Here is a 14,476-nt window from a genome sequence, read left to right on the forward strand (position 1 = left end):
TAAATTTACATATACTGAGATTAATTGTAACACCTTTGTAATAGTTGTTACAGCGAAAAGGAGTAAAAAAAGCTGTCAATATAAAAACACATTAAAATATAACTAACGGTTCAAAAAAAAGGAAGCTATGTAACGGTACGATAAAATCATATATACCGCTGATTCCCTTATTCTTAGTGATTCAACGCATTTACTTTACGAAAATGACAATCTCTATTTGTCAAAGGAAAGTGCTGGAATCTTTATGACAAAAAAGCTATGTTATGATTTTTCTGTAGAAACAAACAACTCTAGGAGGTTACGAACTAATGAAGAAAGCATTTATTTTATCTGCTGCCGCTGCGGTTGGATTATTCACATTCGGGGGCGTACAGCAAGCATCAGCGAAAGAACTCTCCTGCCAGCCTGTGGTTACAGTAAAAACGGGGAACACAGTACAAAACATGTCACTTAACGATGCAGTGAAAAAACTGCATATTAACACAAATATCAAAACGTTAAACGCTGCAAACGAAAAAGAGATTAAGCAGTTTCTTCAAAAACATGCGAAGCAATCTAACGTGAAAGTTCAGGATGTTCAAAAGACAGAAACGGCAAAACCTGCACAAAAGACTACTGAAAAAGCAGCTGCTGATCAAAACACTGCTTCTAAAGCACCTGCAACTGCTGAAAAAACAAACACAACGACATCTGCACCTTCATCTGTAAGTGCATATGAGAAAAAAGTTGTTGAGCTTACAAATGCAGAAAGACAAAAACAAGGCTTAAAGCCGCTTCAAATTGATGAAACGTTAAGCAAATCTGCACGAGCAAAATCTCAGGATATGAAGGACAAAAACTACTTTGATCACCAAAGCCCAACATACGGCTCACCGTTTGATATGATGAAATCTTTCGGAATCAGCTACAAAACAGCAGGTGAAAACATTGCGAAGGGCCAAAAGACACCAGAAGAAGTAGTAAAAGCTTGGATGAACAGTGAAGGACACAGAAAAAACATTCTAAACCCTAACTTTACTCACATCGGTGTTGGCTACGTTGAGTCTGGAAGCATCTGGACACAACAATTCATCGGAAAATAATCCTGTACGATACAGGTAATCTTCAGCTTGTAGAGAAAACCATGTTTTTTCTACAAGCTTTTTTTGTATTCATCTAAATGTATGGAGAAACAGAAAAAAGCTGCCAGACCCCCAGCCAAGCAAGGTCAAGTTACGGCAGTCTTCTTCATCCGGCTGCGAAGGGAACATATTCACTACAATCCGTTTTTCTTTCACCTTCAATAGCAAAGCTGCTGCAACAGATTTATGCCATTGATAGATTTGACTTTTTATAATAAAGGAGAAATGTTTGGGTCAGGTTGAGCAACATAGGTTTCGCATGAGATGCAAAGGATCCTCTTTTCCTTTATTTAGTTAATTTTAATTTCCCTATTTTGTTACATTCTAATGCAAACCATACTGTGCCATCATTATCGCATCCTATTCCATGAGGCTCAGCATGAGGTGTGTTGATTGTATATTCTTCAATTGTTTGATCACTTGTCAGCCTTCCGATTTTATTTCCCCCCCATTCGGTAAACCATAAATCAGATCTTACACCTGCAGCGATAGCGTGAGGCCGTGCATTTGGTGTAGGGATATCATATTCAGTTATGTCACCGGAAACCGTAATCTTACCTATCTTATTACCCACTATCTCTACAAACCAAAGTGCATCATCATGCCCTTTTGTAATGCCTACCGGTCCTGCTGCTGGTGTAGGAATCGGAAACTCCGTTAACTCACCTGATTCAGTTATTTTACCGATAGCATTATTCTGGTTTTCAGTGAACCAAAGTGAGTGATCTGAACCCAACGTAATAAAAGAAGGGTACGATCCTTCATTAGGCAGTTCGTATTCATGAATTTTGCCCTCTGATGTCAATTTACCTATACGATTTCCATTCATCTCAGTAAACCAGATATCTCCGTCTGGACCTTCCGTAATCCCATATGGGGCTGAATGTTGATGCGGCAATGGATATTCTATAAATTGCCGTTTTGCTGTCAGTTTCCCTATCTTATTAGCCCTATTTTCTGTAAACCAAATATCACCTTCTGAAGACACCGTTAAACACATGACTCCAGCATCAGGTGTCGGGACAATATACTCTTGAATTTGGCCCGTCTTATCAAGACAGCTGATCTTGTTAGCTTTATGTTGAGTAAACCATACCTTTCCTTCGGGTGAAATGGCTATCCCGTATGGACCAGAATCAGAATGTAAAATATTTATTTCTTGCTGTTCAAGCTTCATATCAATACCCCCATCAATAATAATCTACAAAAAAAGCCTCCTATACTCACTTTTCTGAGATAGGAGGCAATGCTAAATCGACTTCACTCCAAAGCCGCTTTAGTAATAAGAATATTACCCCATAATCCTATCTCAGAGAATAAATCAATAAACAAAACAAATCAGCATTTAGATCATCAGAAAAATAGTCACTGATGTTGAATGTATAGGTTAAGCTATTGATTCTTTCTTAAAGCTAGAATTATAGAATCATGTTCTTATTTTCACCCTTCCGTTTTGTCAATTAATTAAAACAAGTGGTATTTTTCTCTTTTACGCACTTATAGTCCAAAAAAAGGCTATCGAGATTTTCACGACAGCCTAATGCTTGCCTGCAAGATACAAGCAGTCTTTTTATTTCACCCAAAGCTTATATATGCTCTGTGTTCCGCTGTTTTCTTCACCTTGAGCAGCTAGCTTGTCATATAAGGATTTTGCGAGCGACAAGCCTGGCATTTCTTCCCCCATTAATTCTGCTTCCTCTAGTGCAATTCCCATATCCTTAATAAAATGCTTCACATAAAATCCCGGTTCAAAGTTGCCTTGCAGCATACGGGGAGCAAGATTTGACAATGACCAGCTTCCGGCTGCGCCCGTTGTGATGCTTTTCAGAACATTTTCTGGCTCTAGGCCTGATTTTTGGGCATAAGCCATCGCTTCAGCAACACCGATCATACCGGCTGCAATTGCAATCTGATTGCACATCTTGGTATGCTGTCCGCTTCCAGCCGGTCCTTGATACTGAATATTCTCTCCCATTAAAGAGAAAATCGGCATGCAGGCTTCAAAAGCTTCTTTTTCTCCACCGACCATAATCGCGAGTGTTCCGTTTTGTGCACCGACGTCTCCACCGGAAACAGGAGCGTCTAAAGCGAACAATGCTTTTTCTTTGGCCGCTTCAGCAATCTTCTTCGCAAGCGAAGGCTTAGATGTCGTCATATCAATAAGATATGCGCCTTCTTTTGCGTTTTCAATAATTCCATTGCTTCCGAAATACACTTCTTCAACATCACTGGGATAGCCGACCATTGTAATGATGACATCCGCTTCTTTCGAAAGATCTTTGACCGTATCTTTCCAGATCGCGCCTTTTTGAAGTATGCTTTCTGCTTTTTCTTTTGTCCGGGTGTACACCAAAACAGGGTGGCCGTCATTCAGAATATGTGATGCCATGCTCTTTCCCATCACTCCAAGACCGATAAAACCAATTGTTTTTTTCAAGGTCATTCCTCCCAGATGTTTCGTTTTGATTTTAGTTAAAATTTATCATTTTTCCTTCATTTTTTAGACTACCATATCTATTCATCTTATAACATAAAAAATCCCCAAAACAAATGATGTTTGGGGATGTAATTGGATTACAATGTGAATTTTGCAATTGTGTTCATAAGCTCTTGGCTTGCATGCTTTAGTGTTTCCGTTGAGTGTTTGACTTTATCAAGGGTGACAAGTTGTTCATCGGTTGATGCGTTCACTTCCTCTGCTGCGGCAGCTGATTCCTGTGATATGGCTGAAATGCTTTGAATAGCTTCAGAAATCGCAAGCTGTTCTTCACTCATTCTTTGAATTTCCGCGTAAATGTGATCAATACCTTGTACCAGTGACTGCATTTCTGCAGTTATCGTATTTAATACCTCTCCAGTTTCGTGAATGGCACTGTTTTGTTCATCATTCATTCTGCTTGCCTCAACCATCGCGTGAGAGGCCTCTTTTGTCTCAAGCTGGATAAGCTTCACAGTCTCGCTGATATGCTTTGTAGAAAGGGCTGATTGCTCAGCTAACTTCCGCACTTCATCGGCTACGACGGCAAAACCGCGCCCGCTTTCTCCGGCTCTGGCTGCCTCAATACTGGCATTTAAGGCAAGCAAGTTGGTTTGATCAGATATGTTTGAAATCGCTGTAACGACTTCTTCAATATTCTTAGTTTGATTTTCCAAATCCAGCAGCATCGTTTCAACCTTTTTGGTTTCCATATTGGCTTCGTTTGATTTCATCAGCAGCTGGCCGAGCGCGTCAAGTCCTTTATAGCTTGCATCCTCGGACGATTTTGAGCGTTCTTTAATTCCGCCTGCCTCCTCAGCGATTTGCCTGATTTTCGTTGACAGGCTTTCCGATTTTTCATTAATGGTTTCAACTTCAGAAGCCTGTTCCGATGCTCCTGCGGCTACTTCTTCAATCGCTTTTGCAATTTGGCCGCTTGTTTCATTAGTTTCGGCAGAGACAGCCGTTAGTTGTTCAGAGGTGTCAGATACTTTCCCTGAAGAGAGTCTCACTTGCTCAACCATTTCCTTCATATTTTCAACCATCAGATTGAAATCTCTTGTTAAAATACCGACTTCATCCTTAGATTTTGATTCCGCGCGCACTGTTAAATCGCCTGCGGAAACAGCTTTCGTTTTTGCGATCAGCTGCTGTATCGGACCGGTTATCGTTTTGGCCAGGAAGTAGCTGAGAATAATTGTTATGATAAGCGCAATCAATGATATCCAAAGATTTGCCCGATTCATTTTATCTGAAATCCACATTAATTGATCGGTATCAAATTGCGTTCCGACCTTCCAGCCTGTCTCGCCAATCGTTTGGTACACAACCATTTTCCCATTCACATCTTGTATCCCTTTTTTCTCGGATGCGATGGTTTGCAGTGTTTGATCCTTTGATATATTTTTTCCTTGATTTGACGGATGGGCTAAAAGATTGCCGCTCGCATCAGCTAAAAAGGCAAATCCTTTGTAAGGCACCTTTTGTTTATTGACCATACTCTGGATAGCAGAGAGTTTCAAGTCATAGCTGGCAACCCCTATCACTTTTTGCCCGTCTAAGATCGCTTTCGATGCAGTAACAATCATGTCTCCTGTCACGACATCTTTATAAGGTTCCGTCCAAACAACTTGATCCGGGGTTTCAGCTGCAAGCTTATACCATGGTCTTGATGTTGGATCGTAATCCTCAGCGAAATCCGCTTTTGGATATGTAAACATTTCTTTTTTTGCGGTGCCTATGTAAGCCATCGCAACATAATCATCGTTGTCTTTGATTTGCTTAATGTCATCGTGAAACAGCCGAGCAGCTTCTTTACTTGGTTTCTTTACAAATGTATGCGTTAATTCCCCATTAGCCAATCTTGATAACGAAATGGCATAACTCTTTAATTGCAATTCAATATTTTGTTCAAGTGACTGCGTCACGTTTTGAGTTGTATTTTTCCCATCCTCTGTAATCATCGGTTTTAGCGTCAAATAAGAAGACAGCATTAATAGAACAACTGTGACGATTAACATAATCGAAACAAAAACAGCAATCTTCATGTGAAGTTTTTTAAACAAACCAATCCCCTCCTAATTTCTATATCGGCCCTTTCGTTTGAAAAATGAATAATCAAAAAATAAATTATAAGAAAATCAGAATATATTTACTGAAAATTCAATTTTCGTTATAATGAAACAACATAAGGAGAGTGATGATCATACTAAAACAAATGTATGTGCACGACGGCAGAAAATTTGAGGCTCTGACCATCAGAAACTACACTGAGACTGACATCGAGAGGCTGATTTCTCTTCAAAAAGAATGTTTTCCTCCTCCGTTTCCCCAGGAATTGCTGTGGTCAGAGGACCAGCTTGCCAGCCATATCAAAACCTTTCCAGAAGGCGCTTTATGCGCGCTCATCAATGGCAGAATTATCGGTTCCATGACTGCTCTTATTGTACAATTTGAGCCTGAATCTCCTGACCATACATGGGCACAAGCAACAGACAACGGATCGATTAAAAACCATGAACCTTATGGAAATACTTTATATGTAGTGGATATTTCTGTTTCTCCTCATTATCGAAAGCTTGGAATCGGAAAATGGCTGATGAATACGATGTATGAGCTGACTGTTGATAAGAGACTGGAGCGCCTTCTCGGCGGCGGCCGCATTCCTTTATATCATAAATACGCACACGAGATCAGTGCTGTTCAGTACGTTGAAGATGTGATGGAAGGCAGGAAAAACGACCCTGTGCTGTCCTTTCTCCTCCGTTGCGGGCGTTCACCTATTCGTGTAGTAAGCAATTATGTAGAGGATAAAGAATCATTGAATTACGGCGTTTTGATGGAATGGAAAAATCCTTTTTATAAAAAGAGAGCTGTTGATCACAACAGCCCGTTTAAGTGAAATATTCAATTTTCGCGTTAGGGAAAAAGGTATCAATATAGGATTCAAGTGCTTCTCGAAGTGCATGCTCTTCATCTTTCTGATAAATATATTTTCCGATCCCGTAGCGTCCCCATTTATAACGGCGCTTTTCTTCATCTAATTCGAGCTTCGTCTTCGGATAATTTTTCTCTATCACTCGTTTGGCCGGTTTTGTAAAACGGTGTTGAATTAATTCAAACGTTATGTCATGCCTAACGTCCTGCGGCAAAGCAGCATCAAGCTTTTCAAACAGATGTCTGTATCCTTCTTCCCAGCCTTCATGAATATAAATCGGAGCAACAATAAAGCCTAGCGGGTAGCCTGCTTTTGCAACTTTTACTGCCGCCTCTATCCGCTTATCAAGAGGTGAAGTTCCCGGCTCAAAGTTTTTAATCACATAGTCGGCATTAATACTGAATCTGAATCTCGTTTTCCCGTTATGCTTTGCGTCTAATAGGTGATCGACATGATGAAATTTCGTTACAAATCGGAGCTTTCCGAGATCACTTTGGCCAAAATGTTCAATGGCGCGCTTCAGCGTGTGTGTCAGATGATCAATTCCTACAATGTCAGACGTACATGATGCTTCGAACCTTGTGAACTCTGGTGCGCGCTCCTTCATATACTTATCTGCCTGATCCAAAATCTCTTCGACGTTTACATAAGTTCTGATATACGGCTTTGATCCCATGGTTGTTTGCAGGTAGCAGTAATGACAATGCCCCATACAGCCTGTTGCAAACGGAATGGCATATTCAGCCGAGGGTTTGGATGAATCAAACTTTAATGTTTTCCGGACACCGATAACTAAAGTTGATTTCGCATTGCGATATTGCTGAAGATGATTTTTCCCAGGAATATTACGCACCTGATTGTGGGATGTTGTTTCTCTGATTTCAATGCCCATATTCTCAAATTTTTCTTGTAATTCTTGGCCTAGCGGGTATTCCAGCGCCCTCGGTTCTATATATACAAGCTGCGGAACAAATGGGTTCTGCATGATGCCACATCCTTTTCCTTTACTAACGTTACTTTTCTCACTAGGCGGAAAGGATATGAGTTGTAATGATTTCCTTGTTACTCATACGGATCAATATCAAAGAGTTCTTTGTAAAGCGATTTAGCTTCTTCATAGCTTGCAAACACAGCATCGTCCTCTGCGAACGGATGATAGGTTTCATAAATAAACAGGGAAAGCTCGCCTTCATGGTATGGATGGTGCACAATTTCGGCTTCCTTTATGTGAGCTACATTGGCAGCGTGCGGATTTCTGTAGATCACATAAACAGTATCTCCTGCGTTAAATTGGTTTGACATACTATCCCTCCTAGCCATGTTATTGTGTCCTTCTATACCCTTACTTATGAAAAAAACCAGACAGGCCGGAGGCCGTCTGGTTTTTGTACATTACTTGAAGGTTTCTTTTACGAACGCGACAACTTCTTCTGTCGTGCTCATAGATAAGATTTTCTCTTTGAATGACTCAGCTTCTTGTTTAGACAATTTGCTGATCTGTGTTCTTGCCGGAAGAATAGACGTTGCGCTCATTGAGAACTCATCTAAGCCTAAGCCGAGAAGGATTGGAATCGCAATCTCGTCTCCTGCCATTTCTCCACACATGCCAACCCATTTTCCTTCTTTGTGTGCTGCTTCAATTACCAGTGTAATTAAGCGAAGGATTGCCGGGTTGTATGGCTGATACAGGTAAGATACACGTTCATTCATACGGTCAGCTGCCATTGTGTATTGGATCAAGTCGTTTGTTCCGATACTGAAGAAATCAACCTCTTTAGCAAACTGATCAGCGATGACTGCAGTTGACGGAATCTCAACCATCATTCCGACTTCAATATCGTCAGATACAGCCTGTCCCGCTTTTACGAGCTTTTCTTTCTCTTCAAGAAGGATCGCTTTTGCTTCTTTGAATTCGTTAACTGTCGCAATCATAGGGAACATGATTTTCAAGTTTCCGTATGTACTTGCACGAAGCAGCGCGCGAAGCTGTGTTCTGAAGATTTCTTGCTCTTCAAGGCAAAGACGAATCGCTCTATATCCCAGGAACGGGTTCATTTCTTTAGGAAGCTGCAGGTAAGGAAGCTCTTTGTCTCCGCCGATATCAAGTGTACGCACGACGACTGATTTTCCTTCCATACGCTCAAGAACCGTTTTGTAAGCATCAAACTGCTCATCTTCTGTAGGCAGCTGATCTCTTCCCATGTAAAGGAATTCTGTACGGTAAAGGCCAACTGCTTCTCCGCCGTTTTCAAGAACACCTTTTACATCATCAGGAGTACCGATGTTCGCTGCAAGCTCTACATGATGTCCGTCTTTTGAGACAGTCGGTTCATTGACAAGCTTCGCCCACTCAGCTTTTTGAGCCAAATAAGCATTATGTTTTTCTTCATACTCTTTTACAGTTTCCGCAGATGGGTCAATAATGACATCGCCATTGATACCGTCAACGATAACAGTCACGCCGTTTTGGATCGTGCCTGTAGCCGCTTTCGTTCCAACAACTGCTGGAATCTCAAGAGAACGTGCCATGATGGCAGAGTGAGATGTGCGTCCGCCGATATCAGTAGTGAATCCTTTTACGAACTCACGGTTTAATTGAGCTGTGTCAGACGGTGTTAAGTCTTCAGCGACAATAATAACCTCTTCTGAGATCATGCTTGGGTTTGGAATTTCGACGCCAAGCAGGTGGCCGGTTACGCGTTTTGTTACATCGCGGATATCTGCCGCACGCTCTTTCATATATTCGTTGTCCATAGATTCAAACATGGTAACGAACATAGAAGACGTTTCTTTTAAAGCGAATTCAGCGTTCACTGAATCAGTGCTGATTTTTTCTTTCACAGGGTTCAGAAGCTCAGGGTCACTGAGAACTAAAAGGTGAGCAGAAAAAATATCAGCTTTATCCTGACCCAGTTCTTTCAAAGCGTGCTCTTTGATTTTTTCGAGCTCTTCTTTTGAACGTGCAATCGCTTCATCAAAACGGCTTACTTCCGCTTCAGAATCAGAGATGTTTTTCTTTTCAACCGTTAAATCTGGCTCTTCAAGCCGGTATGCTTTTGCAATCGCGATGCCGGCTGAAGCACCAATCCCTTTTAATTCTTGCATTACTCGCCGAGTCCTTCGCTTTTCATTGTTTCTTCTAAAGCGTTAAGAGCATCGTTTTCGTCAGCTCCGGAAGCAGAGATTGTGATCTCAGCGCCTTTAGCGATACCTAAAGACATAACACCCATAATAGATTTAAGGTTAACTGTTTTGCCGTTATATTCTAAATTAACGTCAGCGTCGTATTTGCTAGCAGTTTGTACAAGAACTGTCGCAGGACGAGCATGGATTCCAGAATCTGCAGTTACTTTAAATGTTTTTTGTGCCATTTTTATCATTCTCCTTTTAACTTAAAGCTTTATTACTTCACAATATTATATCATACAACCGTACTTGTCATCTGACAAGCACGGCGTACTAACACCCTTATTTTTCAATCTTCACAATATCTTCTTGTTCTCTGTTGACTGAACCGCTTGCTTTAATGCTGACTGTTTCTCCTTCAGCAAGGTTTGTAAATACAATCGGTGTCATGAGAGATGGTACATTCGGTTTGACTGCATCCAGATCAACTTCAAGAAGTTTTTGTCCAGGCTCAACGCGGTCTCCTTCTGATACGAAAGACGTAAATCCTTCGCCCTTCAGGCTGACGGTATCAATACCAAAGTGGATTAAAATTTCTCTTCCGCCGTCGGATTGCAGGCCGATCGCATGTTTCGTCGGGAACACATTGAGAATTTTTCCGCGAACCGGTGATACGACAATTCCTTCAGAAGGGAGAATCGCAAAACCGTCACCCATCATTTTCCCTGAGAAGACTTGGTCAGGAACATCCGTAATCGGGTGAATTTCCCCGGTAATCGGAGAAACGAAAACTTCCTCGCCGATTTCATTTTGCAGCGGTTCTGCAATCACTTCCTCAACCTGCTGGCCTACTTCCTCTTGAGCAGATGTTTTCGGCTCAGGTCTAGGCTTGCGTCCCGCAATAATGTCTTGCATTTGCGTTTTTAACCCGTCAGAACGCGGTCCGAAAATAGCCTGAATGTTGTTGCCGACTTCCAGCACTCCGGAAGCGCCAAGCTGTTTCAGACGGTCTTTATCAACCTTTTTCTGATCGTTTACAGTCACACGCAGACGAGTGATACAAGCATCAAGGTGTTTGATGTTTTCCTGGTCACCCATTGCCTGCAGAATCTCATAAGGAAGATCTCCTGCTTCACCTGTTTTCCCAGGTGCTGCTGTTTCTTCCGCAGCATCCTCGCGTCCAGGTGTTTTCAGATTAAATTTGCGGATGGCAAATCGGAATCCAAAGTAGTAAATGACCGCTAACCCTAAGCCGACAGGGATGACAAGCCACCATGCCGTCCGGTTTGGTAAAATACCGAATAGGAAGTAGTCAATTAAACCGCCGGAGAATGTCATACCAATCTTAACATTCAACAGCTGCATGACCATGAATGAAAGTCCCGCAAACAAACAGTGAATCGCAAACAGGACTGGAGCAACGAATAAGAAAGAAAATTCCAATGGCTCTGTGATCCCCGTTAAGAAGGATGTCAAGGCCGCTGAACCCATAATACCTGCAACGAGTTTTTTGTTTTGCGGTTTTGCTTCATGATAAATGGCAAGCGCCGCAGCAGGCAGACCGAACATCATAAATGGATATTTACCTGTCATGAACGTACCTGCCGTTAACTGTACGCCGTCTTTAATCTGCGCCATAAAGATACGCTGATCCCCGCGGATGATTTCTCCTGCAGCACTCTTATAGCTGAAGAATTCATACCAGAACGGCGAATAGAAAATGTGGTGCAATCCGAATGGGATAAGCGAACGTTCAATCACCCCGAAGATAAATGCAGCAAGGGTTGGATTCGCTTCCACTAATCCTGTTGAAAAGGCATTCAATCCATGCTGGATCGGAGGCCAGATCACTAACATAATAAGACCCAGAATCAGTGCAGAAATTGACGTAACAATTGGAACGAAACGTTTACCCGCAAAGAAACCAAGGTATTGCGGCAGTTCAATTGTGTAAAATCTGTTAAACAATAATGCAGCTAACACACCGACGATAATACCGCCGAACACCCCTGTCGCCAAGGTAGGTATACCAAGCATGTTTACATATGCAGGATGGTTTTCCGTAAAGAACTTGGCTCTTTCAACTGAATCCGAAGGAATGGTTCCGTTTGCAAGAAGAACCGCACTCATGGATACATTCATTACAAGATAACCGATAATTGCTGCAATCCCTGCAACTCCATCACCGTTGGCAAGCCCGATGGCTACACCTACTGCGAAAAGAAGCGGAAGGTTATCGAAAACAATCTGCCCAGCGCTTTCCATCACACCTGCTACAAGCTGAACATTGTCATTGCTCAAGAAATGCAGGACCTGAATCATGTCCTTATTTTGCATCGCATTCCCGATCGCAAGCAAAATACCCGCAGCCGGAAGGATCGCAACTGGAAGCATAAGCGCACGCCCAATTTTTTGAAGAACGCCGAATAATGCTTTAAACATAAGAATTGACCTCCTCTTTTTACTAGTCTGACCTTACAGCTAAAAATCATGACAACGAATTCACAGGCGTAAGTCTTCCAGTTTAACCGTTTACATTTGCCCTTTTACACAACAAAAAGGCATGAGCAAAATTGGGTGCGCAAAAGAACGAGAATGAACTTCCCGTTTTTTTCCCTCAATCACTCATGCCTGATCGAATCAGTAACACGTTATAAGGATAAACTGAATTTATGAAATTTTATTGGTTAATCGGTACAGATGAAGCGTCAGATAAACCGCTTCCGCCTCATGAACTGGTTTCTTCAATGTTTGCTGCAAGATTTTAATCAATTTCCAAGCTGTATTGTAGCATAGCGGATATTCATTTTTCAATAACAACATTAATTTTTCTGGTTCTTTAGTCGGTTCTTCTTTTTTAATTCTTTCTATTGTAAATCTGATATGCCTGATCAGCCGCAAATAGTTGACACTTTCCTTATTTACTTTCATTTGAAATGAGTCTTCAATCACCTCGACAAGCTGCGCCATGAGCTGAGAGTGCTGATTGACCTCGGACAGCGGACGGTTTGTCAACGCTGAATGGATATGCAGAGCGATAAAACCAATCTCCCCTTCCGGAAGGCAGATTCCCGCTTTTTCATTGATCATATCTATGACTTCTTTGGCAATTTGGTACTCCTCAGGATATAGTGACTGAGTCTCCATTAGAAATGGATTTTTCATATCAAATCCCTGCTGCTGCCTTTTGATCGCAAATGCGATATGGTCTGTCAACGCAATGTGAATATGTTCATTTAATGAGTGATTAGTCCTATTGCTTATGTGATAGATGACATCGTTTGAAATATCAACGAGCTTTTCATCAACATAGTCAAGGAGCTTTTTAAACTGCTTTTGTTCCTTCTCGTCTTTTAAAATAAACATTTTATCGTAGCCTTTATCTTCAATGACATCATCTTGTTTTTTTCCGAAACCAATACCTTTTCCGATTAAAACGACTTCGCTGTATTTATGATGAGAAGCAATTAATACGTTATTATTCAGTACCTTTTTCACTGTGAAGGACCCATTCACGATCCTCAGCTCCTTTGTCATTCAATACCTCATATCGTACATAACGAACAGAATGCACGTCAAACCTTTTTTCAATGCATTCACTAAACAGTCGATCTTTCGACGAGACGGTAATCCAGAACTTTCCTTTCAATCGGCTGTCCTTGAATTCTTTTTTCCAGTATGGCAAATGCCTGCTTTCCCATTTCCCTTGTCTGAATATCGATCGTTGTGATTCCAAGCGCTTGGCTGATTTCGTGGTTATCAACGCTTAAGATTGCAAGCTCATCCGGTACTGACACCCGCTGGTTCTTTGCTTCAAGAAAAAGCCCTGCTGAGACTTGGTCATTGGCAACAAAAATAGCCGTCGGCTTTTCCTTCCACGTATTCCATTTATGAAAAAGCGCCTTCCCATCATTGATTGTAATCGCTTTCTCAATTACCCAGTCTTCACGAAATGCCTCCCCGATCTCTTCCAATGCCTCTTTGTAGGCTTTGATTCGAAAATGACTGTTCATGCCTTTTTTTCTTGCCAAACAGATGGCTATTTTTTTGTGCCCTTTGGCAATTAAATAGTCCAAGCCGTTCCGAAATGCTTCTTGGTGAGGAATGCTGATGGTTGGGAAGCGGGCAATATCTGAATTCTGGCAAAGCAAAATCGGGCCCTCCCATTCCATGAGTTTCTCATCAGCAAGCGCCTTTGAGCAAAAAATCAGGCCGTCAACCTGGCGCTGCTTTAATTGGGACAGCGCAAAGATTTCTTTTTGTACCTCATAGTTTGTTTGGAATAAAGAGAGGTGAACCCCGGATTCCGCGGCTGCGTCGGCTATTCCTGCAATCAGCTCTGCAAAATATGGCAGATTAACCGTCGGCAAGACAACACCAATCATGTTTGAAAATCCTTTCGACAAATGTACAGCGTGAATATTTCTCGTGTACTCCAATGATTCCATTGCCTCAAACACTCTTTTTCGTTTGTCTTCACTGACGTATGGATGATTGTTTATGACTCGGGAAACCGTTGTAACAGAGACACCGGCTTTCTCTGCAATGTCTTTAATATTAGCCATAGATTCCCTTCTTTCTAAATCCCCTTGATCTGGAATGCGTTTCATACAATATGATATGGACGTACCAGATATCTTTTTGTGTTTTTAGCTGAAAGGAGAAGATCACATGGGTTTCTTCATTTTAATTGGGTTATGTCTCACTGTTCTCGGTGGCAGCTGTCTTGCTGTAAAACCTCTCAACCAAAAACATGAAATTAAACCCTTTCGAACATTTGATGATTTTTTTATTTAATGCAGATAAAAAAGGACG

General features: G+C 41.5%; 12 protein-coding genes. 2 read left to right on the top strand and 10 right to left on the bottom strand.

Features of this window, described 5'->3' with window-relative positions; all coding sequences use genetic code 11:
• Window positions 1-308: 308 nt before the first annotated feature.
• Window positions 309-1,082: a CAP domain-containing protein gene (locus tag NYE22_RS14685; RefSeq protein WP_003232419.1), complete on the top strand. Its 774-nt coding sequence runs from the start codon at window positions 309-311 to the stop codon at window positions 1,080-1,082.
• A gap of 325 nt (window positions 1,083-1,407) precedes the next feature.
• Here NYE22_RS14685 and NYE22_RS14690 read toward each other — a convergent pair whose 3' ends face one another.
• The 3 genes from NYE22_RS14690 to mcpC all read right to left on the bottom strand — a co-directional run bounded on the left by NYE22_RS14690 (window position 1,408) and on the right by mcpC (window position 5,663).
• Window positions 1,408-2,298, bottom strand: coding sequence for a virginiamycin B lyase (locus NYE22_RS14690; RefSeq protein ID WP_041850890.1), 891 nt, complete (start codon window positions 2,296-2,298; stop codon window positions 1,408-1,410).
• A 393-nt stretch (window positions 2,299-2,691) separates the two neighbouring features.
• A complete protein-coding gene (locus tag NYE22_RS14695; RefSeq protein ID WP_015715802.1) occupies window positions 2,692-3,558 on the bottom strand; it encodes an NAD(P)-dependent oxidoreductase in 867 nt (288 codons plus the stop codon).
• A gap of 137 nt (window positions 3,559-3,695) precedes the next feature.
• Window positions 3,696-5,663 (bottom strand): methyl-accepting chemotaxis protein McpC, encoded by a 1,968-nt coding sequence (gene mcpC, locus NYE22_RS14700; RefSeq protein ID WP_342411934.1) that lies wholly within the window; start codon window positions 5,661-5,663, stop codon window positions 3,696-3,698.
• A 134-nt stretch (window positions 5,664-5,797) separates the two neighbouring features.
• Between mcpC and NYE22_RS14705 the strand changes: the two genes are divergently transcribed.
• The gene (locus NYE22_RS14705) at window positions 5,798-6,499 is read left to right on the top strand and encodes a GNAT family N-acetyltransferase (RefSeq protein ID WP_064671324.1); all 702 of its coding nucleotides are present in this window, start codon (window positions 5,798-5,800) and stop codon (window positions 6,497-6,499) included.
• Here the strand turns inward: NYE22_RS14705 and splB are convergent.
• From splB to NYE22_RS14740, 7 genes are all read right to left on the bottom strand, one after another.
• The gene (splB, locus tag NYE22_RS14710; RefSeq protein WP_003232425.1) at window positions 6,492-7,520 is read right to left on the bottom strand and encodes a spore photoproduct lyase; all 1,029 of its coding nucleotides are present in this window, start codon (window positions 7,518-7,520) and stop codon (window positions 6,492-6,494) included. The genes NYE22_RS14705 and splB overlap by 8 nt on opposite strands.
• 77 nt (window positions 7,521-7,597) lie before the next feature.
• Window positions 7,598-7,837: a splAB operon transcriptional regulator SplA gene (gene splA, locus NYE22_RS14715; RefSeq protein WP_003218644.1), complete on the bottom strand. Its 240-nt coding sequence runs from the start codon at window positions 7,835-7,837 to the stop codon at window positions 7,598-7,600.
• 90 nt (window positions 7,838-7,927) lie between these two features.
• Window positions 7,928-9,640 carry a phosphoenolpyruvate--protein phosphotransferase gene (gene ptsP, locus NYE22_RS14720; RefSeq protein ID WP_003218638.1) on the bottom strand — a complete coding sequence of 571 codons (1,713 nt, stop codon included), beginning with the start codon at window positions 9,638-9,640 and terminating at the stop codon, window positions 7,928-7,930.
• Window positions 9,640-9,906, bottom strand: a complete 267-nt coding sequence (locus NYE22_RS14725) for a phosphocarrier protein HPr (protein WP_003154654.1) — start codon at window positions 9,904-9,906, stop codon at window positions 9,640-9,642. The genes ptsP and NYE22_RS14725 overlap by 1 nt, the downstream gene beginning before the upstream one ends.
• Before the next feature lie 97 nt (window positions 9,907-10,003).
• On the bottom strand, window positions 10,004-12,103 hold the full coding sequence (gene ptsG / locus NYE22_RS14730; RefSeq protein WP_003244661.1) for a PTS glucose transporter subunit IIABC: 2,100 nt from the start codon (window positions 12,101-12,103) through the stop codon (window positions 10,004-10,006).
• Between the two features lie 228 nt (window positions 12,104-12,331).
• Window positions 12,332-13,198 (bottom strand): ptsGHI operon transcription antiterminator GlcT, encoded by an 867-nt coding sequence (gene glcT / locus NYE22_RS14735; RefSeq protein ID WP_003218635.1) that lies wholly within the window; start codon window positions 13,196-13,198, stop codon window positions 12,332-12,334.
• A gap of 62 nt (window positions 13,199-13,260) precedes the next feature.
• Window positions 13,261-14,226, bottom strand: a complete 966-nt coding sequence (locus tag NYE22_RS14740; protein WP_038827528.1) for a LacI family DNA-binding transcriptional regulator — start codon at window positions 14,224-14,226, stop codon at window positions 13,261-13,263.
• Window positions 14,227-14,476: the final 250 nt, after the last annotated feature.

Origin of the sequence: Bacillus sp. FSL K6-1560, from assembly GCF_038592935.1 — a bacterium.
In the GTDB taxonomy this organism is placed as follows: Bacteria; Bacillota; Bacilli; order Bacillales; family Bacillaceae; genus Bacillus; species Bacillus subtilis.

What these genes read in the sequence shown, in the direction of transcription:
- NYE22_RS14685 (WP_003232419.1), top strand. Translation starts at nt 309, where the DNA reads ATGAAGAAAGCATTTATTTTATCTGCTGCCGCTGCGGTTGGATTATTC.
- NYE22_RS14690 (WP_041850890.1), bottom strand. Translation starts at nt 2,298, where the DNA reads ATGAAGCTTGAACAGCAAGAAATAAATATTTTACATTCTGATTCTGGT.
- NYE22_RS14705 (WP_064671324.1), top strand. Translation starts at nt 5,798, where the DNA reads ATGATCATACTAAAACAAATGTATGTGCACGACGGCAGAAAATTTGAG.
- splB (WP_003232425.1), bottom strand. Translation starts at nt 7,520, where the DNA reads ATGCAGAACCCATTTGTTCCGCAGCTTGTATATATAGAACCGAGGGCG.
- splA (WP_003218644.1), bottom strand. Translation starts at nt 7,837, where the DNA reads ATGTCAAACCAATTTAACGCAGGAGATACTGTTTATGTGATCTACAGA.
- ptsP (WP_003218638.1), bottom strand. Translation starts at nt 9,640, where the DNA reads ATGCAAGAATTAAAAGGGATTGGTGCTTCAGCCGGCATCGCGATTGCA.
- NYE22_RS14725 (WP_003154654.1), bottom strand. Translation starts at nt 9,906, where the DNA reads ATGGCACAAAAAACATTTAAAGTAACTGCAGATTCTGGAATCCATGCT.
- ptsG (WP_003244661.1), bottom strand. Translation starts at nt 12,103, where the DNA reads ATGTTTAAAGCATTATTCGGCGTTCTTCAAAAAATTGGGCGTGCGCTT.
- glcT (WP_003218635.1), bottom strand. Translation starts at nt 13,198, where the DNA reads ATGACAAAGGAGCTGAGGATCGTGAATGGGTCCTTCACAGTGAAAAAG.
- NYE22_RS14740 (WP_038827528.1), bottom strand. Translation starts at nt 14,226, where the DNA reads ATGGCTAATATTAAAGACATTGCAGAGAAAGCCGGTGTCTCTGTTACA.